The sequence below is a fragment of the Aeromonas sp. FDAARGOS 1414 genome, assembly GCF_019047065.1.
GTDB classification, from domain to species: domain Bacteria; phylum Pseudomonadota; class Gammaproteobacteria; order Enterobacterales; family Aeromonadaceae; genus Aeromonas; species Aeromonas veronii_A.
In genome coordinates, this window is record NZ_CP077210.1 from 329,839 (window position 1) to 349,180 (window position 19,342).

The window sequence follows — 19,342 nt, forward strand, 5'->3', positions numbered from 1 at the left end:
AGTGACAACAACGGGCCGCAAGGCCCGTTTTTCCCTCCGGAATTCCTGTTCTTATTGCGTGAGTCGCCAACCATGAAGCGAGTGCTCTCCATTCAATCCCACGTAGTCTTTGGCTGTGCCGGCAACAGCGCCGCCGTTTTTCCCATGCGTCGCCTCGGGATCGAGGTGTGGCCGATGAACACGGTGCAGTTCTCCAACCACACCCAATACAGCGAAGGCTGGCAGGGGATGGTGATGCCCGGCGGTCATATCCGTCAGCTGGTAAACGGCCTGGCGGAGATCGGTGTGCTGGCCGAGTGCGATGCGCTGCTGAGCGGCTACCTCGGCTCGGCCGAACAGGGGGAGGAGATCCTGGCGGCGGTGGCCCGGCTCAAGGCGCTCAATCCGGCCGCCCTCTATTTTTGTGATCCCGTGATGGGTCACCCCGACAAGGGGTGCATAGTGGCACCCGGCGTCGCCGATTTTCTGAAAACCAGGGCACTGGCCTGCGCCGATATGCTGGCCCCCAATCTGCTGGAGCTGGAACAGCTCACCGGCCGCGATATCCGCAATGTGCCGGAGGCCATCGAGGCGTGCCAGCAGCTGCGCGCGCAAGAGGTCAAGCTGGTGATGGTCAAGCATCTGGGCAAGGCCGGTTTTGCCATGGACCGCTTCGAGATGCTGCTGGTGTGCGATGAGGGGACCTTTCACCTCTCCCGCCCGCTCTACCCTTTTGCTCGCCACCCCATCGGGGTGGGGGATCTGCTGAGCGCCACCATGCTGGCCAATCTGCTGGCCGGTTGTACCCCGGTAGCGGCGTTCGAACTTACCAACGCCAGCGTGGATGCGGTGCTGGCTCGTACCTGGTTGACGGGGGCCTACGAGCTGCAACTGGTGGCGGCCCAGCACGAAATGGCGTTGCCGCTGGTGCGTACCCGGGCCACTCGCCTTGAGTAGAAGCGTCGCCGATTCTGGATACAAAAAAGCCCTGCTGGTCAGGGCTTTTTCTATTTCTGAAGCACGGGGGCAGTCGCGCCTTAATCCTTGGGATCCTTGAGCGCCTCGATCACATCCTCCTTGGGCCCGAGTCCCTCGACATGGTTGAAGGTGTCGAGCCCCTCTTGCGCACTGATGGTAAAGGCGTCGGCGCTCAGGTAGCTGCCGCTGCCGGCGCTCTCCATGATGACCACCAGCTCGGGCTGCTTGTCACCGTTGAGATCCAGCAATTTCAGCTCCTTGATGGAGCCATCGCGCGGCAGCACCTTGCCGTCGATGAACTGATCCAGCGGGAACTGGGGATTGGCGCCGGAGTAGAGGCGCACGTCGTAGCTGCCGATGGAGGCGGGTTCACCGCGTCCTTCAGCCACCGTGATCACCTGACCGGAGGGGAGTGTCAGCTGTTTGAAGAAGCTCTCCGCTGCCTGGCCGGTCAAGGGCAGAGTGAGCAGACCGAGTGTCATCAGCAAGGTTTTCATAGGCGTTACCCTTGTTACTGCGGTGAGCGGCAGGGCCGTTCACTGACGTCAACGTATGGAGATGGGGCGGTGCCGACACATGGCATCCGCCCCTCTGTTATGCCTCACAAGAGGCGTGCATTACCAGATCTTCACCCGTTTCTGGGGCGGCAGATAGAGCTTGTCCCCCGGCTGGATGTTGAATGCCTCGTAGAAGGCGGGAATGTTCGGCACCACGCCGTTGACCCGGTACTCGGGCGGCGAGTGGGGGTCGGAGCGCAGCAGCATCTGCATCAGCTCGGGACGATACATCCCTTTCCACACCTGCGCCCAGCCGAGGAAGAAGCGCTGCTCGCCGGTGAAGCCGTCCAGCACCGGCGCCTCCTTGCCATCCAGTGACAGCTCGTAGGCCTTGTGGGCGATGGTGAGGCCGCCCAGATCGCCGATGTTCTCGCCCAGGGTGAACTGGCCGTTGACGAACTGACCGTTGATGGGCTCGAAGCGGTTGTACTGGGCCACCAGCCGGCTGGTGCGGAAGCGGAACTCCTTGAGATCCTGTGGCGTCCACCAGTCGCGCATCATGCCATCACCGTCGGATTTGGCCCCCTGATCATCAAAACCGTGGCCCATTTCGTGGCCGATCACCCCGCCGATGGCGCCGTAGTTGACTGCGTCATCCGCTGTCATGTCGAAGAAGGGGGGCTGCAAAATGGCCGCCGGGAAGACGATCTCGTTGTTGCTCGGGTTGTAGTAGGCGTTCACCGTCTGGGGCGACATGTGCCACTCGTCCCGATCGACCGGCTTGCCGAGGCGAGCCAGATTGTCGGCATACTCGAAGGCTTGCGAGCGCTGCAGGTTGCCTACCAGATCGTCCGGTTTGATGGCGATGGCGCTGTAATCCTTCCACTTGTCCGGATAGCCGATCTTGGGTCGGAACTTGGCCAGCTTCTCGAGCGCCTGGGTTTTGGTCTGTGGCGACATCCAGTCGAGCTCCTTGATGCTCTGGCCGTAGGCGGTGCGCAGGTTCTCCACCAGCTGCTCCATCCGCTCCTTGGCCGCTGGCGGGAAGTAGCGAGCCACATAGAGCTGGCCGACCGCTTCACCCAGATGATCGTTCAACACCCCCAGCGCCCGCTCCCAGCTGGCGCGCTGCTTGGGCGTGCCGCTCAATGTGGTGCCGTAGAAGGCAAAGTTGGCCCGGTCGGTCTCGCTATCGAGATAGGGTGCGTAGTCGGTCAGCAGTTGCCACTTGAGGTAGGCCTGCCAGTCGGCGATGGGGGTCTGGGCCATCACCTGATCCAGCGCGCTCAGATAGGTCGGCTGACCGATGATGAGCTCCGGCTGGCCAGCAATGCCCGCGGCATTGAGATAAGCCTGCCAGTCGAGATGAGGGGCGAGCCGTGCCAGTTCACTGGCGGGGCGCTTGTTGTAGTTCTTCTCCCGATCCCGCAGGGCGACGTTGTCCCACTGGATGGTGGCGAGCCGGGTTTCGAGGGCCAGAATCCGTTTGGCCTTGCCGCTCGGGTCAGACTCACCGAGGCGGCTCAGCATGGCGGCGATATGCTGCTGGTACTTCTGGCGCAGGGCCTGACTCTCGGTATCCTGCTTGAGGTAGTAGTCCCGATCCGGCAGCCCCAGTCCACCTTGATAGAGGTAGACCGCATAGCGGTCGGGGGACTTGGCATCGGCGTCGATCCAGATGCCAAACGGCGCGCCGCCGCCCATGCGGCCACTTTGGGCAAAGGCGCGGGCCAGTGCTGCCTGATCACCGATCCGGTCGATATCGGCCAGCGCCGGTGCCAGCGGGGTGAGCCCCTTGGCGTCACGGCCTGCCTGATCCAGATAGCTGGCGTAGAGATCGCGGATCTGCTGGGTCGGCGTGCCGGTGGCAGCCTCCTGCTTGGCCAGCCCCTCGACCAGCACCCGCACATCGGCGAGGGATTTGTCCCGCAGCATGTAGAAGGCGCCATCGGCGGGGCGATCGTCGGGGATCTTGGCGGTGGCGAGCCACTTGCCATTGACGTAACGGAAGAAGTCATCGCCGGGTTTGACCTGGGTGTCCATATTGGCCAGCGCCAGCCCGGAGTGTTTGGGGGAGTCTTGCGGTACCTGACTGCAGCCAGCCAGCAGGGCCAGTCCAATCAGGCCGGCCAGTAAGCTTTTCTTATTGTTCATCTTGTTTGATTCCAATTCGGATTGTTTGCTTCCCTGCCCATCTTCCTTGCTCCAACCGGTTATACGACCGCCTTGCGGCCAGCCTGGTGGAGAGGGCGGGCGAGCCTCACTCTAGCAGCAGGGTTGCAGCTTGATAAGCCCGACTCTGCTAAGATCGGCCGGTCCGTTTTGGGGAAGCCTATGATTTCTCATCTTTATTCTCGCTTTTGTCTGACTATGCCAGCGCCGGAAGGTTCCACCAGTCTGCTGGTGGCTTTCAGTGGCGGCCTCGACTCCACCCTGCTGCTGGTGCTGGCGGCGCAGTATGCCTGCGAGCACAGCCTGCCACTTCGCGCCCTGCACGTGCACCACGGCCTCAGTCCCCATGCCGATGAGTGGGTCGCTCATTGTGAAGCCGTGTGTCAGCAATTGGCGGTGGAGCTGCTGGTCGAGCGAGTGACTCTGGCCCGTGGCAATGGCGAGAGTCTGGAGGCGCAGGCGCGCACCGCCCGTTACCAGCGGCTGACTGCCCGGATGCGGGAGGGGGAGTGGCTGCTCACCGCCCACCATCAGGACGATCAGCTGGAAACCCTGCTGCTGGCCCTCAAGCGCGGCGCCGGTCTGCGCGGGCTGGCGGGGATCTTGCCAAGCCAGCCCTTTGCCGGCGGCCTGTTGCTGCGCCCGCTGCTCGATATGAGTCGCGCCGAGCTGGGAGAGGCGGCGGCGAGCCTCCCCTTTGGCTGGGTGGAGGATGAGAGCAATCTGGACGTGAGTTATGACCGCAACTTTTTGCGCCAGACGCTTATCCCCCAGCTCAAGGCGCGCTGGCCCGCCATGGCCCAGACCGCAGCGCGCAGCATGGCCCTGTGCGCCGAGCAGGAGGCGCTGCTGGATGAGCTGGCCGAGAGTGACTGGCAGCTGGCGGGCGAGGGGGAGGCGCTCCATATCGGTCCGCTGCACGCCCTTTCACCCACCCGGCGCAACAATCTGCTGCGCTACTGGATCCGCCGGCAGGGGGGCGAGATGCCATCCCGTGAGCAGCTTGCCCGGCTGTGGCAGGAGGTAGCGCTGGCGCGCGGCGATGCCAATCCCCAGCTCAACTGGGGGCGCCAGAGCTGTCGCCGTTATCAGGAGCGGCTCTATCTGGTGAGCCCTGACCTGCAACCCTGTCATCAGGTATTGCCGCTGACCGTGGGTGAGCCGCTGACCCTGCCGGACGGGTTGGGCGAGCTGGTGGTGCGCATGGCGGAGCACGGCGAGGGGCTGCTGCGTGCCCCCCGAGCGGATGAGCCGCTCTCGGTGCGTTTTCAGGTGGCGCCCGGGATCCCCCTCAAACCGGTGGGGCGAAGCGGCAGTCGGCGGATGAAGAAGCTGCTGCAGGAGTATGGCGTGCCTTCGTGGCAGCGGGGGCGCATCCCCATCCTTTACTATGGCGAGCAGGTGGCGGCGGTGGTGGGGCTCTTTGTCTGCGACGGCTTTATGGCTGAGGGAACTGGTCTGGTCTGCCACTGGCAGGGAAGCGGTACAGCCCCGGTTCTGCCCGAGCAGGATCTTGCTTGAGGTGATCTCGGTGTAAGGGGGAGTTAGCCCAAAAAAAAGAAGCTCCGGTCACATGGCGTGCATGTGCCGGAGCAAAGAAGAGTTCGGGATTATTCGATAAGGCCGGCTGAGCCGGCTTTTTTGCGAGCATAGAGGTGGTTGTCGGCCGCCTCGTAGAGGCTCGGCACATCGACCCCGGATTGCCAGCTGGCGGCGCCAAGGCTGCATCCGACCGAGAAGGTGCTGAGCTCCTTGTTGGTCATCAACATATGCTGCAGTCGCAGCCAGACCGGGCGCCATGCCTCGGGTTCGGCCGGTTGCAGCAGCAGGGCAAATTCATCTCCCCCGAGCCGGAAGGCTTGATCGGTGCTGCGGATACACCCCTTGAGCAGTTGGGCGAAGCGGCTCAGCACCAGATCCCCCACCGGATGACCCCAGGTGTCATTGATCTGCTTGAAGCGATCGAGATCCAGCAGCACCAGCACCAGACCGTGTGGCTCGCGGCTGTGCTGCTCGATGGCGCGGCCGATGGCCTCGTCAAAGTAGGAGCGGTTGCCAAGGCCGGTCAGGTGATCGAGCCGGACCAGCTGATCCAGTTTTTCCAGCCGCAGATAGAGGGGCAGCAGCAGGCAGAGCAGCTGATGGTATTGCATCAGTACCCGTTGCTGGCTGCCGCTCAGCGGATGTTCCAGCTCGTAGTGGAGCTGGCCGAGCAGCTGGCCATGCTGACCGCGCAGTTCGAACGGATAGTTGTGCAGGTTGAGGGTGGCCAGCGGCGGGTGCTGGATCAGCACATGGGGCTGGCCACAATCGAGGTAGAGACCGTGGATCCTGACAATTCTTGCCGCACGATCGGCAAAAGTTGTCAGCAGACCGCCGAGATCGCTCTGCCCCAACAACTGCTCGAGCAACTGGTTGCGTTCAATGCTGGGCAACGGCGTGAGCCGCTCCATCTGGCGAACCCACTGCTCGATGCCATGGCTAAAGCCATTAAGTGACGACGTATTTTCCATGGTCTTCCACCTGTAACACCTGACTACTGTCTCCTCCCTGCAATTGGCATGCCCAATATATCTTTCCTGCCCGCCAGATCGGCTGACTAAGCTTAAGTCGATAAAAGGAGAGGAAAATTTGTACACCGACCTGTTGATCCTGCTGTTCGCCGCCGTCCTGCTGGTGGCAACTTTCCGGCGCCTCGGCTTGCCGGTGATCCTCGCCTACCTGATTGCCGGCGTCTTGCTCGGCCCCCACGGGCTGGCGGTGATCACCGGCCAGTCGATCATGCAGACCATTGCCGAGCTGGGGATCGTCTTTCTGATGTTCTCGCTGGGGCTGGAGTTCTCCCTGCCGAAATTGCTGGCGATGCGCCGGTTGGTGCTGGGGGTCGGGATGTTGCAGGTGCTGTTCACGTCACTGCTCTTTTTCGCCATCGGCTGGTGGTGGGGGCTGGGTCTGGCCCAGTCGCTGATGGTGGCGGGGACGTTGGCACTCTCCTCGACGGCTGTGGTGATCAAGCAGCTCGGCGAGCAGAAGCAGCTCCATACCCGCCGCGCCCAGCTGGGGGTGAGCGTGCTGCTGTTTCAGGATCTGGCGGTGGTGCCCCTGCTGGTGATGATCCCGATCCTCGCCCAGCCGGAAGTGCAGGGGAGCGCCCTAGCTGCCGAGATCGCCTGGGCCACCCTCAAGGGGCTGTTTGCTCTCTTCACTCTGCTGGCGGTGGGCAAGTGGTTGCTGCCGCTGCTGTTTCACGAGGTGGCGCGAGCCCGCTCCGACGAGTTGTTCGTGCTGAGTGCCCTGCTGGTGGCGTTGCTCGCTGCTTTCATGACCCATTCGCTCGGGTTGTCGATGGCGCTGGGGGCGTTTCTGGCGGGGATGATGCTGGGGGAGTCCCACTACCGTCATCAGCTGGAGGTAGACATCAAGCCCTTTCGCGACGTGCTGATGGGGCTCTTTTTTATCACCATCGGCATGGCCATGGATTGGGAGCTGGTGGCGCGGGCATGGTGGCAGGTGCTGATCTGCGTGGTGTTGCTGGTGCTGTGCAAATCCCTGCTGGTGCTGCTGGCCGGGCGGCTGATGGGGGAGCGCAAGCGCGACAGCATGGCCGCCGGCATCATGCTCAGTCAGGTGGGGGAGTTTGGCTTCGTGCTGCTGGCGCTGGCGCTCCACCACGGCTTGCTGGATCAACAACTGGTCTCCCTGCTGATCGGCATCGGCATCATCTCCATCGCCATGACCCCCTGGCTGGTGACTCAGGCCCATTCGCTGGCCCGCAGCCTGACCGACCCGGCGCTGCTGACCCGCTCCGAAGTCGCCCAGTCGGGCCTGAGCAAAAACCAGCATGTCATCATCGCCGGGTTTGGCCGGGCCGGGCAGACCTGTGCCCGCTTTCTCAAGATCGAGGAGATCCCCTTTCTGGCCCTCGATCTTGACCCGGAGCGGGTGAGCGAGGCCAAGCTGGCGGGGGAGCAGGTGGCCTTCGGCGATGCCAGCCGCCGCGATATTCTGCTGGCCGCCGGGTTGTTGCGGGCGCGGCTGGTGATCATCACCTTCGATGATCGCAAGCGGGTGGAGGCGATGCTGGCACTGATCCGCGAATTGGCGGGGGATCTCAAAGTGCTGGTGCGTACCCGGGATGACAGTTTTCTGGAGCAGTACAAGCAGGCGGGGGCGTTTGAGGTGATCCCCGAATCCCAGGAGGGGGCCCTGATGCTGGTCTCCCACCTGCTGCTCAATTGCGATATCCCCATCGGTCGGGTGATCCGCCGGATGGAGCTGGAGCGCAGCAGTCAGTATCGCTTCCTGCACGGCTTCTACTGGGGGGATCAGAGTGCCAGCAATCTGGAGGCAGATCAGCTGCTTGAACGCCTCCATCCGCTGTTGCTGCACGATCAGGCGTGGGCGGTAGGCCGTGAAGTGCGCGAGCTGCCGCTTGATGAGGTGCGGATCAAGGAGGTGCAGCGCGGCGATCAGAGTCTGGAGCCCAGACCCGAGCTGGTGCTGGCGGCTGGCGATCGGCTGATCCTGTTTGGTACCGTGGTGGCGATGGAGCAGGCGGAGCAGCGTTTGCTGGAGGGGCGCTGAGTCCCCTTGCACTCATCGGCCGCCCCCTTTACTCCCGCTCTTTTGGTAGCCCTTCGATATCGAGGAAGGCGACGACGCGCTCCTGCTCCCTCAGAGTGTCCTGATAGCCCAGCTTGATCAGCTGTTGGCAATAACCCGGATAGAACATCAAAAAGCTGGCCAGACTGCTGGTCTCATCCCCCTTCACGCCCAGCACCCGCAACAGGCGGCGCAACTTTAGCGGCAGTTTGCGCAGGTAGGCCAGTGCGATGGTGTCGAGATCCTGACTCGGTTTTAGCACGCAGGTCTCCACCCGTTTCAGCTTGAGGCGATTGCGCTCCCGCTCAGGGATAAGATCCAGAGTCTGGTTGATGCGCCACAGCCGCTCCAGATCGGAGTTGAGGGTGTCGGTAAAGACCGTATCGAGCAGATGGCTGGCGATATTGGAGCTGGTGAGATGGCCGTGATGATGGGTCGGCGCCGAGTGCGCCGGCGGATCCAGGGTGATCAGCAGGATCCGCTCCGCCCCCAGATGGATGGCGGGGCTGAGCGGGCTCAGCTGGTGGATGGATCCGTCGCCGTAGAACTTCTCGCCGATCCGGGTGGCCGGAAAGACGAAGGGGAGCGCCGAGGAGGCGAGCAGATGCTCAGATGTAAGCACGGTGCGTACCCCGCGCCGTCTGGCCCGCTCCCACGGATGGTGGTCGGCCCGCCCCTGAAAGAAGGTGGTGGATAGGCCGTCGTCGTAATCCGACGCCGTGATGGCCAGCGCCTCCAGACTGCCGTAGAGGATGTTGTCATCGATGCGGTGATAGTCGATGAGCTGATCCAGCAGGCGGTGCAGCGGCGCGTTGTCAAAGAGGTGAAAGGCGTGGTTGGTGTGGGGATTGATCAGCCCCGCCGACCCCTCGTACATCAACCGCCACAGCAGGCGCCCGGGGTGAAAATCGAAGATGTGGTGAGTCTCGAAGCGGCGCCAGACCCACTCCAGCTTGCGTACCCCCAGATGGAAACAGGAGGCGTAGCAGGCGAGCGCGGTGACATTGATGGCCCCCGCCGAAGTGCCACACAGGATGGGAAAAGGGATGCCGAGATTGCGCGGGTAGAGCTCCGCAATCGCCTTGAGGGCACCGACCTGATAGGCGGCGCGAGCACCGCCACCGGTGAGCAACAACGCTGTATTGGGTCTGGCCATATGCTGGCGCCTTATTGTGTCCTGACAAGAATGTTCCCACTGACAAGTTAACTATAAGGCGCTGTATCAAATATAAAAACGGGCGCTCGCCCGTTTTTTCATGGCCCCATGTCAAAGGGCGCGGTGAGGATTTTCCGGCCGCGCCAGCTGATCGAAGGCGGCGAATACCGGGGCGCTGGCGAGGATACGACCGTGGCCAAGACCCCGAGTGCTCACCAGCCGGGTATGACCATCCTGACTGGCCCGCAAGGAATCGCCGTGCGGGGCAAACCTGTCCTCCTCGTCGTGCACGATCATCGCCGCGCCGCTGCGACTGGCGAGGCGACCTAGCGGATCGACCGTGCTCAAGGGGTGCTGGTACTCCTGCTCAATCTCCTTGACCACCGCATCGAACAACCGGATGGAGTAGCCGGAGCGCGCCACCATGCCGTAGAGCTGGGGCACATAGTCGAGCACCGGCGAAATCAACAGCAGCGGCAGGGTATCGATACCCGCCTGACGGCTGGAGAGAGTGACGGCGCCTCCCATGCTGTGGGCGATGACCCCGTGCAGCGGGCCTGCTTCGCTGGCCAGCCTGGTCGCCAGCTCGTCGAAGGCGCGCACGAAACGGGGCAGGTGGCCAGTGTTGCCCGCGCTCTGGCCGTGGGCCGGATGATCGTAGGCAATGGCGGTGAAACCCTGCGCGGCGATATGGCTCATCAGCGGATAGAACTGGCTGGCGCTGCCGGACCAGCCGTGCATCAGCAGCCACTGCGGCCCCTGACCGAGCCGATAGCTCATCAATACCCCTTCGCTGGTATGGACGGCCTGCTTCACCAGACCGGCTGGTTCGTGGCCACCCCGCTGGTTGCGCTGGGGGGTGAGCAGCAACTTGCTGGCGGTGCGCTTGGCATGGCTGGGGGCGAGTCTGTGGTGTAAGCGGGTGCCGATCCCCAGCAGCCATTTGCTCGGGCTGAAGCGGCGGGTGTTGAAGTAGATCTTGCTGCTCATGGTCATCCTGTGGTTTTTATGTGCGAACGGTCGTGCTTTTTTGTCGGTTTTTAAAAAGTCGTGTTGAACGGATGCCAAAACATCAGCGCCAGCTGCTCAGCAGAGCGTCCACTTCGGGCCAGAAGTGGCGGGCCGGATCCTGACACAGTTCGAGATCGTTGAACACCTGATCCGCCAGATAGAGGCCATAGAGGCGGTAAACGGCGCGCCAGGGATCCATCTCCTGTCGCCACTCGCCTGCAGCCTGACCCTGCACCACCTGACGTGCCAGATAGTCGAGCCAGAAGCGCACCAGTTGCCGGGCGGCTTGCTGCACCAGGCTCTTTTGCTCATGGCCATCCTGCGCCGAGGTCCAGGCGTCGAGGAACATGCAGCGACCGGCGAAGCAGTGGTTCCACGCCTGCCAGGCCCGTAGCAGGGCGATCAGCTTGTCATGCTGGCTCTGGTGCTCCTGCTGGCGTACCGGCTGGATCACCCGCAGCCGAAACACTTCGGCGGCGTACTCCAGCACGGCGATCTGCAGATTGTCGCGGGATTGAAAGTGGGCAAACAGGCCGCTTTTGGACATTTCGCAGGCGCTGGCCAGCGAGCCGATGGTGAGGCTCTCCAGCCCTTGCTGGCTCGCCTGCTCAAAGGCAGTCTGCAAAATGTTTTCCCGGGTCAGGCGCCCCTTGCTCATCACTCTCTCCTCATTGGCGCTGGCAGCATAAAGTACGATCGTGCTAATTGTCGAGCAATAAATAGCCAGCATGGCTGGCTACCTCATCTTGAATGTCTCGCTGCGCGCGGGTCTCAGCTCTCCTTGATATCGAGCTGCTGCAGGGCAATGACCGCCTGAGTGCGGTTCTTGACCCCGAGCTTGCGGAAGATTGCGGTGATATGCGCCTTGATGGTGGCTTCGGAGACGTTGAGCTCCCAGGCGATCTGTTTGTTCAGGCTGCCGTCGCGCAGCATGATCAGCACCTTGTACTGCTGGGGAGTGAGGCTGGCCAGCTTGCTGGCGAAATCGGGGCCGTCTTCCGATTCGGGATGGAGCGAGATGCCTTCCGGCACCCAGTTATCCCCCCCGATCACCGTATTGAGGGCGTTGACCAGCTCCTTCATCGGCACCGATTTGGGAATAAAGCCGAGCGCCCCGAGCCGCAGCACCTGCTGGATGATGGCCGTATCTTCCGAGGCGGAGACCACCACTATGGGCAGGTCGGGATACTGACCGCGCAGGTGGGCCAGTCCTTCGAAGCCATTGGCCCCCGGCATCTTGAGATCGAGCAGCAGCAGGTCAACCTCGGGGTGCTCGCCTAGCAGGCTGGTCAGGCTGTCGATGGAGTCCGCCTCCAGCAATTGAGCGTCGTTGATGGCCATGTGCACCGCTTGGTAGAGGGCGCCCCGAAACAGGGGGTGGTCATCTGCGATGACGATGGTAAATTGGCTGTCCATATTTCGGTTAATGGCTCACATTGTTGCTAACTGATTGTTTTGAAAAATCAAACTAGCATCGCTCACCAAGAGGGTCAAACCCGCCGGTGTGCAAATGTGAAGCGACCATCGGATGTTTTGCCATCAAGGGCAGACAGGCCGGTCGCAGGCAACTCATGCAGGAGGCAACAGATGGGATCCTTGGTATTGGCGGTGGGCACCGGCTCCACCTGGGCGATGCGGGCGGCACTGGTGTTCGCCATGAGCGGGCTGACGTGGCAGGAGCAGGTGTTCGATCTGGAGGATGCCAAGTCGCTGGCGCGGCTCAAGCAGCTGGCTCCGGCCGGTCTGGTGCCCTGGCTCGAACACGATGGCGTGCGGGTTCACGACTCGCTGGCCATCGCCGAATATGTTCACGAGCACTGTCCCGACCGCCAGCTCTATCCTGTTTCGCTGGCCGAGCGGGCACTGGCTCGCAGCCTCTGCGCCGAGTTGCATGCAGGATTTCGGCAGATCCGTTCTCTGCTCCCCTTCTTTCTTGGGGCGCCAACCCGTATCGATCCCCCGGTGGAGGCGGTCGGCGAGCTGGCCCGTTTGCAGGAGATCTGGTCGCAGGCGCAGGGCCCCTTCTACTTTGGCGAGGCGGGCATTGTCGATGCCTTCTATGCGGTGATGGCCTATCGACTGGCCAGCTACGGCATCCTGTTGCCCGGTCAGGCCGGAGCCTATCAGCAGGCGCTGCTGGCCTGGCCCCTGTGGCAAGAGATGTTGGTCAAGGCGCGCCTGCAGTGGCCGGCGGCTGTACGCCAGACGCAGTAAGTTGATAAACGTGCAAAAGAGAGGGGAACCACTGGCTCCCCTCTCTTGTTGTCTCAGCCTCTTCGCCTCTATTTTTGCCGGCCGGCGAACACGATAACCACCTTGTCCTCCCCCTTCTCTCGCACGAAGGCATAGGGGCTGTCGGCCAGTTTCTTGTGACTGCCTGCCGCTACCGCCGGGTGGGCGGCGCGGAACTGGCCCAGTTGCTGCCAGTGCTTGACCAGCTCAGCCTTGTCTCCGCTGGCCAGCTCCTGCCAGTTCATGTCCGAGCGCAGCGCCTGATCGAACACCCCGCCATCCTTGGCCAGCCCGCGGCCGGACTCGTCGCCGTAGTAGAGCTGGATACCGCCCGGCAGCAGCATAAAGCTGTTGGCGACCCGGCGCTGTAGCGGCACATCCTGATAGTCGCCAAAGAACAACTTGGTGTCGTGGGAGCTGATGTAGCTCAACACGTTGAACTCGGGATCCTGATTGATGCGGCTGGCGTAGCTGGCATAGGTGGGCTCGGCGCTGGCCATGCACTGGGCCTGGGGCAGGGCAAACTCGCGCTGATAGTCGAAGTTGATCAGAGAATCGAAACCGTTCTGATACCAGAAATCCTTGGCCAACCCGTGGTCCCACACCTCGCCCACCATGTAGAAGGGCAGATCGTCGAGGGCCTTGCCCGGGTTGTTAGTCTTCCACTCCTTGAGCGCAGCGGTGCCCGCCTGCTTGAGCTTGGCCCACACCTCGGGCTCCAGATGCTTGACGGTGTCGGCGCGGAAGCCGTCGATGCCAAAGCGGCGCACCCAGTCGGTGTGCCAGGCGATGAGATAGTCACTCACGGTAGCGTCGGGCAGCGCCTTGGCGAGGGTATCCTTTTTCGCGGCCAGCAACGGCGGCAGCCCTACCGGTTTGGTCGATTCGGTGAGAAAGTCCGGCAGCCCCGCCACCGAGCCGGTGACATCGTCGGTGCCTGGCTGTGGGTAGCCGGGCAGACCGGCGCGCACCCAGTCACCGCTCCACCACTTGTTCCACGCGGGTGATTGATAGTCGATGAACTGGTTGTAGCCATGCCAGTTGAGGCCACCGCTCGGGCGCCACTGGTTCCAGACGGTCGGCAGTTTGCCGCTGTTCTGGGTCAGTTCGGTGAGCCCCAGATCTTGCAGATCGGCGAGGGTGGCATAACCGGCGTGGTTCATCACCACGTCGAGGATGATCCGCATGCCGCGCTTGTGGGCCTCATCCACCAGGGTTTTCAGACTCTCTTCATCACCGTAGTTGGGGTCGATTTTGGTGAAGTCGAGCGCCCAGTAGCCGTGGTAGGCGTAGAAAGGAAAATTGCCCTGCTCGCCACCGCCGATAAAGCCGTGCACCTGCTCCACCATGGGGGTGATCCAGATTGCGTTCATGCCGAGGCTCTTGATGTAGTCGAGCTTCTCAGTCAGCCCCTTGAAGTCGCCGCCGTGCCAGGTGGCCACCTCATCCTGTCCATCCTTCTGGCGGCCAAAGCTGTGGTCGTTGGCGTGGTCACCATTGTGGAAACGATCGGTCAGCAGAAAATAGACGCTCGCCAGATCCCAGCTGAACGGTGCTGGCTTGGCAGCCTTGACCGGTTCGAGCAGCAGCAGGCCGCCGCTCTCTTTGCTCGGGGTCAGAGTCAGCTTGCCCTGTTTGACCACCGCCTCCTGTTTCGAGTAGGCATCCCGCAGTCGGGTGCCGTCGGGCCAGACCCCTTTGAGCGACACCGTGACCGGGCCGCCATCCCAGCTGATGCAGGGCTCTTGTGGTGGCTGGCGCTTGAACTCGCTCTTCTTGGTTGCCCGCAACACCTTGAGGCTGGGAGTATCCGGGTTGAAGGTGAACTGATACTCCCCGGCCAGCATCACCCGAAGGGTAAAGCTCTGATCCTTGCTGCATTTGTCCATGGGCTGGGCGGTACCGAAGGGGAGCGGCTTGCTCTCGCTCGGGCCAAAGCTGGTGCCGCAACTGTTGCCTGCGTCGCTGATGCGGATCTGGTGGCTCCCCTTGGCAAGGGGATGAGTCAGCTCCACCGTGCCCTTGTCCAGCGCGATCGGGGCCGCTACCGGTTGACCATCCACATAGAGGCGAACCTCGGGGGCTGCCATCGCCTGTTGGGTGAACAGAGGGGCGGCCAGCAGGGCGAGCCAGAGAGGGGATAAGTAATGAGCACGACGCATAAGCCATTCCTTGAGCAGGGCAGTTCGGACAAGGGCCCATTCTAGGAGCAGCAAAGCGCGCCTTGGATCGGCAAAATGCCGATTTGTGACATCAGTTCAAATGGTTACGTTTTCAAGCCGAGGAAAGTGTGACGGAGAGGGGAGGGACGCTCTGTCGATAAAAATAGCGGCCATAAAAAATGCCGGTCAGGTGACCGGCATTTGGTGTATCAGGCATCGTCGTCACATCAGACGGTGAAGAACTTGAAGTTGACGAAGGCCACCGCGATGAAGGAGGCCACCATGCCGCTGATGCAGAGCACCGCCGGGCGGATGGCAGGCCAGCGATGGGTCAGCAGAATGATGGCCAGCAGGGTCGGGTAGAGCCCGAACATGTAGCGTGGCATGGCGTTGAGGCCGGTCATCAGCGGGATGGTGCAGCAGATGAACATCAGGGTCGCTTCGGCCCAGCGTTTCTGGCTAAACAGGTAGCCGTTCAGGCACCAGCCGAAGATCACCATGATAGAGAGGTAAGCCTTGCGGCCGCCCAGCTCGAAACCGCTCAGCCACCAGTCCAGCGGGCTGTCCATGTAGCGACCCCATGCCACCTGAATGTGTTTGAAGGCGAAGGCATCGCCGGTCAGGTGATAGAGGTAGACCATGTAGGCAAACAGGCCAAACGGGATCATCCAGAGGGTGAAGACCACCTTGAAAGCTCGCTCGGTAAAGCGGAAAAATTCCCGCCAGCCGTAAGCCTGCAGCGCCAGGATCAGCACCGGGAAGACCATCATCACCCCCAGGTTGCGGGTGGCGGAGATACAGACCCCCAGCACGGCCACCATCAGCCACTGCTCCCGATAGGCGAACAGGAACATCCCCAGCATCAGTGCCATAAAGGTCGACTCGGTATAACCGGAGACGAAGTAGGCGGAGAAGGGGGAGAAGGCGAGCAGCCAGACGCCGAAGCGGGCGGTATCGTCCCCCAGCTTGAGCTGACGCAGCACCAGCAGCATCAGCGGCAGGCTGGCGAAGAAGGAGGCGTTGGCCACAATGATGAGGCCGATCAGGCTCTCGACATTGAACAGGTTGGAGATGGCACCGGAGACCATCGGGTAGAGCGGCATAAAGGCCCAGTTGGCCGCATTGCCCTTGCTCAGCCAGCGCGGGTAGAGGTCGTAGCCGTTTTCGATGATGCGCTGGAACCAGACGCAGTCGAACTGACAATAGGCCTGCAGCGGGCCGATGTCGGGGGAGCCATAGAGCTGGACACCGAAGTAACCCATGCCATACAGCGCCACCCGGCTCAGCATGAAGGCGGCGATGATCATCAGCCAGTCACGGCCGCTGATGCGCAGTGACGGGCGATAGGGGAGTGCAGCCCCGGTTAACGGGGCAGTATTGGTCATATCATTCATCAGGCAAAAACCCAGACGCGAGAGAGAACGTAAGTGAGGACGGTAACGGTCAGGGTGGCGATGACCACCGGCAGCAGACCGGAGAGCCCCGCAAACAGCAGGCCGCTCAGGATCAGGTTACGCACCGCAAGCGAGAAGAGGGCGACCAGCAGAAACTTGCTGGCGGCTCCCTGCTTCTGGAAGGTGATGTAGCGGTGACCAAAGAAGGAAAACCAGAATGCGATGGCAAAAGCCAGCGTGGTAACCAGGTGCTCCGAGATGGTGGGCCAGGTATGAAACAGTGCGATGGAGGTGCCAAGGTCGACGAGGGTAGCCCCCCCGCCGACAAAGCCGAAACGTACCAGCCGCCAGAATTCCTCGCGGGAGATCATTGAGGCGCCTGCTCCTGCTGCTCTTGCGGATTGCTTTCTGTGCTCTGCGGTTTGGCCGCATCCTGCTTGGCATACTGGCCATAGACCCCTTCAATGAGGTAGACCGGGCGCTGTTTCACTTCCACGAACATGCGGCCGATGTACTCGCCGATGATGCCGAGTGACAACAGCTGGATACCGCCGAGGAACAGCACCACGGACATCAGGGAGGCGTAACCGGGCACGTCGATGCCGAAGAAGATCACCTGAGTGATGATTTTCAGGATATAGAGGAAGGCCACCAGCGAGACGCTGACACCCACATAGCTCCAGACCCGCAGCGGCCAGCTGGAGAAGCTGAGCAGACCGTCGAGGGCGAAGTTCCACAGTTTCCAGTAGTTGAACTTGGTTTCACCGGCGTGACGAGCCGGGCGCTCGTAGGGGACGCCAACGGCACGGAAACCGGCCCAGGCAAACAGCCCCTTCATAAAGCGGTTGCGCTCCGGCAGCAGCTTGATCGCCTCGACCACGCGACGGTCGATCAGGCGGAAGTCACCGGCGTTCTCCGGCAGCTTGGTGCTGGTGGAGAGGGCGTTGAAGAAGCGGTAGAAGCCACCGGCAGTCAGGCGCTTCATCGGGGTATCGGCGCTGCGATCGACGCGGATGCCGTAGACGGTGTCATAGTCACCGGTCTGCCACAGTTTGACGAACTCCAGGATCAGGGCAGGAGGATCTTGTAGATCCACGTCCATCGGCACGATGGCATCCCCTTTGGCCTGATGCAGACCTGCGGTCAGGGCCGCTTCTTTACCGAAGTTGCGTGCCAGGTTGACCAAGGTTACGCGCGGATCGCGGGCGATGGCCTGCTCGACCACTTCACGGGTGCGGTCACGGCTGCCATCGTTGACGAATACAATTTCAAGCTGGTCTTTCAGCGGGGCCAGTTCGTTGTCTATCGCGTTGATGAAGGCATCGATGCTCTCTTCCTCGTTGTAAACGGGAACGACCAGAGAGAGTCGAAAATCTGGATGCGACATAAGAACGTCCTTATTTGGGATAGTTGTTTTTATAAAATGGTATTCGGGGCAAGGATCACTGGGCCACGGTCAAACGTACCGACTGCACATTGATGGGAGTAGGTGCCGAGAGCGCCAGAAAATTGGGGTGCTTGGGATCTGCCGTGAGCGAGTCACCGGGCAGACTGAGGCGGATTTCGTTGATGCCCGCTTTGGCCAGTTTCACCGTGGTGGTGAAGTCATGACCCAGCGCTACTTTCAACAGGGCTCCGGCTTCCGGGCTGTTGATGCGGGCCTGTACGGTCAGCTGATCCGGATTGGCCGCCTGCTTGGGCAGCACAAAGTAGAGACCGCCCTGACCGCTGAGCAGGGTACCTTCGTCGCTCGGCTTCTTGGCCCAGCCTTCGCTGGAGAGGAAGCGGCTCGGCTTGGTCAGATTGAGCTCGTTACCCGGCTGATAGGTCATGCTGGAGTTGTGTTCCCAGAAGCGGGTTTTGCCTTCCAGATAATAGAGTTTGTAGGCCAGGCTCACGTTGGGGTGAGCAGCCAGATAGAGGGTGTAAAGATAAAAACCGCTTAACGCCAGAATGGCAGTCAAAAAACCGAACTTTTTGTACGTCATATCACTCTCTATGCCTGACAGAATGGGTAGGCCGATGTCGCGCATATGCTAATCCAATTGCAAAAAAAGCATAGTGGATCACAAAAAAATATTTGGTCACATATTAACCCCTTTTTACCCCTGTTCCAAACGTTGCTGTTTCCCGGTTAAACAGGTCTGGCGGGGCGCCGGTTGCCAATGGTGCTCCGGCAGGGCAATTGGCAAATAGACGTGCTTTGCTGCGTCATTTTCTAGCGGATGCGATAGTCATCTGGCCTCTATCGCCATTTTGCAGGGGGCGATTTATGATGACTCACTTATTCGTCAAGGATGACATATGAAGTGGATCTCTTGCTGTCTGTTGCTTGGATTATGGGCGCCAATGGCATTGGCCAGGGCCCTGTGTCCCGAGCCTATTCAGGTCGGTTACGATAACTGGCCCCCTTACCATTATTACGAAGCCGATTCACCGCAAGAGGTGCGCGGTTATGCCGCCGAGGTGCTGACGGCTGTGCTCACTTCCATGCACTGCAAGGTCAACTATGTGGAGCTGCCCTGGAAGCGGGTACTGCACGAAATGGAGCATGGCGAGATAGACATGGCGATGGAGGCGAATATCAATGATGAGCGCGCCCGTTATGCCTGGTTTTCCGACTCCTACAACCCGGGGCGCACCTTGCTGTGGATCCGCAAGGGCAGCCACTATCCCGAACAGGATCTGACGAGCTGGCTGGCCAGTGGTTACTCTCTCGGCGTTACCAAAGAGTACTTCTATGGTGAGGAAGTGATGTCGCTGCTCGCTCGCTATGCCAAACAGGTGAGTGCGGTGAGCGACCAGCAAAATTTTGAGAAGCTGGCCCGCGGCCGGATCGACGGTTTCCTCGGTGACATGCTGGCTACCCCCAGCGCCCTTAACAAGGAGGGGATGAGCGGTCTGTTCACCAGTCACCCCATGGTGGTATCTGAATCGCCAAGCTTCTTTATGTTGGGCAAGCGCAGCTTTTCGCCGCAGTTCTTGCAACAATTTAATCAGGCGTTGGCGCGGTTCAAGGAGACAGATGCGTATGACATTATCTGGCAGCGTTATGCCCCCGGGCGCTAGCAAAGTATTGGCCGTTCACGCATCATGAGCGGCCTGAGTATCGGGTCTGCTTGTCAGGCCCGACAGAGTGAACAAACCGTTTTGAGGTAC

Annotated in this window: 17 protein-coding genes; 5 read left to right on the forward strand and 12 right to left on the reverse strand. The window is 61.3% G+C overall.

All coding sequences use genetic code 11. The features are described from left to right. The first annotated feature begins 72 nt into the window (after positions 1–72). Complete coding sequence (pdxY, locus tag I6L44_RS01525; RefSeq protein WP_216953076.1) at positions 73–936, forward strand: pyridoxal kinase PdxY; 864 nt, start codon at positions 73–75, stop codon at positions 934–936. Between the two features lie 80 nt (positions 937–1,016). On the opposite strand, the gene I6L44_RS01530 is transcribed toward pdxY, so the two are convergent. Together I6L44_RS01530 and I6L44_RS01535 are read right to left on the reverse strand one after the other, a co-directional pair. After that, on the reverse strand, positions 1,017–1,454 hold the full coding sequence (locus I6L44_RS01530) for a PliI family lysozyme inhibitor of I-type lysozyme (protein WP_005347855.1): 438 nt from the start codon (positions 1,452–1,454) through the stop codon (positions 1,017–1,019). A 120-nt stretch (positions 1,455–1,574) separates the two neighbouring features. Beyond that, positions 1,575–3,608, reverse strand: coding sequence for a M13 family metallopeptidase (locus I6L44_RS01535; protein WP_216953077.1), 2,034 nt, complete (start codon positions 3,606–3,608; stop codon positions 1,575–1,577). Positions 3,609–3,788: 180 nt separating this feature from the next. Here I6L44_RS01535 and tilS point away from each other — a divergent pair, with 180 nt between their 5' ends. Further along, on the forward strand, positions 3,789–5,147 hold the full coding sequence (gene tilS, locus I6L44_RS01540) for a tRNA lysidine(34) synthetase TilS (RefSeq protein WP_216953078.1): 1,359 nt from the start codon (positions 3,789–3,791) through the stop codon (positions 5,145–5,147). Positions 5,148–5,236: 89 nt separating this feature from the next. Here tilS and I6L44_RS01545 read toward each other — a convergent pair whose 3' ends face one another. After that, positions 5,237–6,139, reverse strand: coding sequence for a GGDEF domain-containing protein (locus tag I6L44_RS01545; RefSeq protein WP_216953079.1), 903 nt, complete (start codon positions 6,137–6,139; stop codon positions 5,237–5,239). A 118-nt stretch (positions 6,140–6,257) separates the two neighbouring features. On the opposite strand from I6L44_RS01545, the gene I6L44_RS01550 reads away from it, so the two are divergent. Beyond that, positions 6,258–8,210, forward strand: coding sequence for a monovalent cation:proton antiporter family protein (locus I6L44_RS01550; RefSeq protein ID WP_216953080.1), 1,953 nt, complete (start codon positions 6,258–6,260; stop codon positions 8,208–8,210). 28 nt (positions 8,211–8,238) lie between these two features. Here I6L44_RS01550 and I6L44_RS01555 read toward each other — a convergent pair whose 3' ends face one another. The 4 genes from I6L44_RS01555 to I6L44_RS01570 form a co-directional block, all read right to left on the reverse strand. Continuing rightward, a complete protein-coding gene (locus tag I6L44_RS01555) occupies positions 8,239–9,384 on the reverse strand; it encodes a patatin-like phospholipase family protein (RefSeq protein ID WP_005338470.1) in 1,146 nt (381 codons plus the stop codon). Between the two features lie 111 nt (positions 9,385–9,495). Beyond that, positions 9,496–10,374 (reverse strand): alpha/beta hydrolase, encoded by an 879-nt coding sequence (locus I6L44_RS01560; RefSeq protein ID WP_216953081.1) that lies wholly within the window; start codon positions 10,372–10,374, stop codon positions 9,496–9,498. 82 nt (positions 10,375–10,456) lie between these two features. Next, positions 10,457–11,053, reverse strand: coding sequence for a TetR/AcrR family transcriptional regulator (locus I6L44_RS01565; protein WP_159158377.1), 597 nt, complete (start codon positions 11,051–11,053; stop codon positions 10,457–10,459). A 113-nt stretch (positions 11,054–11,166) separates the two neighbouring features. Continuing rightward, positions 11,167–11,811 carry a response regulator transcription factor gene (locus I6L44_RS01570; RefSeq protein WP_103422079.1) on the reverse strand — a complete coding sequence of 215 codons (645 nt, stop codon included), beginning with the start codon at positions 11,809–11,811 and terminating at the stop codon, positions 11,167–11,169. A gap of 171 nt (positions 11,812–11,982) precedes the next feature. Between I6L44_RS01570 and I6L44_RS01575 the strand changes: the two genes are divergently transcribed. Further along, complete coding sequence (locus tag I6L44_RS01575) at positions 11,983–12,609, forward strand: glutathione S-transferase (protein ID WP_216953082.1); 627 nt, start codon at positions 11,983–11,985, stop codon at positions 12,607–12,609. Between the two features lie 68 nt (positions 12,610–12,677). On the opposite strand, the gene I6L44_RS01580 is transcribed toward I6L44_RS01575, so the two are convergent. From I6L44_RS01580 to I6L44_RS01600, 5 genes are all read right to left on the reverse strand, one after another. Further along, positions 12,678–14,789 (reverse strand): alpha-amylase, encoded by a 2,112-nt coding sequence (locus I6L44_RS01580; protein WP_216953083.1) that lies wholly within the window; start codon positions 14,787–14,789, stop codon positions 12,678–12,680. Positions 14,790–15,016: 227 nt separating this feature from the next. Continuing rightward, complete coding sequence (locus I6L44_RS01585; protein WP_201994861.1) at positions 15,017–16,183, reverse strand: hypothetical protein; 1,167 nt, start codon at positions 16,181–16,183, stop codon at positions 15,017–15,019. Beyond that, positions 16,183–16,554, reverse strand: coding sequence for a GtrA family protein (locus I6L44_RS01590; protein ID WP_005338463.1), 372 nt, complete (start codon positions 16,552–16,554; stop codon positions 16,183–16,185). The genes I6L44_RS01585 and I6L44_RS01590 overlap by 1 nt, the downstream gene beginning before the upstream one ends. Continuing rightward, on the reverse strand, positions 16,551–17,570 hold the full coding sequence (locus I6L44_RS01595; RefSeq protein ID WP_201994862.1) for a glycosyltransferase family 2 protein: 1,020 nt from the start codon (positions 17,568–17,570) through the stop codon (positions 16,551–16,553). The genes I6L44_RS01590 and I6L44_RS01595 overlap by 4 nt, the downstream gene beginning before the upstream one ends. Before the next feature lie 55 nt (positions 17,571–17,625). Beyond that, positions 17,626–18,171 carry a hypothetical protein gene (locus I6L44_RS01600; protein ID WP_216953084.1) on the reverse strand — a complete coding sequence of 182 codons (546 nt, stop codon included), beginning with the start codon at positions 18,169–18,171 and terminating at the stop codon, positions 17,626–17,628. A 316-nt stretch (positions 18,172–18,487) separates the two neighbouring features. Between I6L44_RS01600 and I6L44_RS01605 the strand changes: the two genes are divergently transcribed. Beyond that, the gene (locus tag I6L44_RS01605; protein ID WP_129504524.1) at positions 18,488–19,252 is read left to right on the forward strand and encodes an ABC transporter substrate-binding protein; all 765 of its coding nucleotides are present in this window, start codon (positions 18,488–18,490) and stop codon (positions 19,250–19,252) included. Positions 19,253–19,342: the final 90 nt, after the last annotated feature.